At 44.3% G+C, this 2,106-nt stretch carries 2 protein-coding genes; both read right to left on the bottom strand.

All coding sequences use genetic code 11. The features are described from left to right. Positions 1 to 304: exonuclease domain-containing protein (locus B7X71_RS15720; RefSeq protein WP_293601417.1), on the bottom strand; the 304-nt coding region annotated here is incomplete at its 3' end. Continuing rightward, the coding region (locus B7X71_RS15715) for an efflux RND transporter permease subunit (protein ID WP_293601415.1) at positions 304 to 2,106 on the bottom strand (1,803 nt) is incomplete at its 5' end. The genes B7X71_RS15715 and B7X71_RS15720, both read right to left, overlap by 1 nt.

Genomic DNA, 2,106 nt, shown 5'->3' with positions numbered 1-2,106 from the left:
ATTCGTTATCCAGGAATCCCAAGTCAAACGCTGCGTTATGAATGACTACCTCAGCACCATCAACAAACTCAATCAACTCTTCAACAATATTCGCAAATACTGGCTTATCGGATAAGAATTCACGAGATAGTCCGTGCACTGCAAAAGCACCTGCATCAATATCACGTTCAGGATTGATGTAGTAATGGAAAGTGCGATCGGTTAGTCGACGACCCACCATCTCAACGCAACCGATTTCAATAATACGATCGCCAGTTGCAGGATTAAGACCCGTGGTTTCGGTATCGAGAATAACTTGACGCATTAGCTGCCTTCTAAAACAGATTGAGGAATTTGCATTGGGCCATTACCCGCATATTTATCTAGATAGAGATAAATTACGGGAGTAATGATTAAGGTAACAAATTGAGAGAAGATCAATCCACCGGCTACACTAATGCCTAAAGGTTGACGCAGTTCAGCGCCTGCACCTAAGCCAAGCGCAATCGGCAGTGCCCCCATAAGAGCAGCAATGGTTGTCATCATGATGGGTCGGAAGCGCAAGATACAAGCCTCACGAATTGCTTTTTCAGGTGAAAGCCCTCGGTTACGTTGAGCGTCTAAAGCAAAGTCGATCATCAGAATCGCATTCTTTTTCACGATACCAATTAGCAGCAGAATGCCAATCGATGCAACGATGGTGAGTTCAAATCCAAAAATTCGCAAGGCTAGAATGGCGCCAATCGCAGCAGAGGGTAGGCCGGCCAAAATAGTGAGAGGGTGAATATAGCTCTCGTACAAGACGCCCAGGAGAACATAAATGACCCCTAAAGCGCCAAGCAATAAAATGATTTGGCCGGATTGATTGCTTTTAAATACTGCTGCGTCACCGCCATAGCTAGTGATGATTGAGGGCGGCAGCTTAATTTCTTCTGCAAACTTATCAATCGCTTTAGTGGCATTTCCCAGAAAAACTTCCGGCGCTAAATTGAAGGAAATGGTCACAGCGGGAATTTGACCTTGATGGTTTACGGAGGTGGGTCCCACTGTGCGTGTAAACGTTGCTAAGCTTGATAAAGGGATCAGTGTATTAGTCGATCTGCCTCGGACGTAGACTTTATTAAGATCAGTTTCAAACTGTCGATCGTTCTCGGCGGTCTCTAGAATAACGCGGTAGGTGTTGACTGGCGTATAAATCGTCGAGACTTGACGCTCACCAAATGAAGAGTAAAGCGCTGTTCGAATGTCTGCAATCGAAACGCCAGCACTAGCTGCTTTTTCGCGGTCAATATCAATTTTGACGTTTAAACCTTTTAGCTGTGAATCACTGGTGACATCTCTGAAAATAGGATCAGAGCGCATCTTCTCGAGCATTTTTTCGGCCCACTCGTTCACACCTTCAAATCCTACACTTTGAAGCGTATATTGATAGCGGCTTTTGCTGCTACGACCACCAAGTTGTAAGTTTTGTACCGGACTCATATAAATCTGAATACCAGGAATTTCTTTAAATTTAGTCCGCAAGCCCTCCATGACCTTACTCATCTTCTGGCGTTCGCTCTTGGGTTTCAGGATCACAAAGAATCTACCAGTATTTCGTCCAGAGCTCATACCTCCTCCAAGAATGGAGATAGATGTTGCTACATTCGGGTCTTCATCAACGATTACTGCGGCACGATCTTGTAATTCAAGCATCGTTTTAAACGATGTATCTTGGGCGGCTTCAACCGTAATGCGGAGTTGGCCAATATCTTCCTCTGGAAAGAAACCTTTGGGGCTGAATGCAAAGAGAGCAATAGTCAGGATAAAAGTAGCGATGGTGCCCCACAATACTTTTTTTCTATTGATTAGCGCTAGATCTAAATAGTGAGTATAGGTATTGAGAGACCACGTAAATATACGATCAAAGCCCTTCGTGAGTGGATAGCTTTTTGATTCGCCATGCTGCTCCTTGAGAAATCGACTACATAGCATCGGCACAATAGTCAAAGAGACTACTGCAGAGACCAGAATCGAGAGGGTGACAACAACTGCAAATTCTCTAAAGAGAAGCCCGATAGGACCTGCCATAAAAAAGAGTGGAATAAATACAGCGACAAGAGAGAGTGAGATGGAGACAATCGTAAA

Source organism: Polynucleobacter sp. 39-46-10 (assembly GCF_002282275.1).
This window is presented reverse-complemented; position numbering and strand designations above follow the sequence as displayed.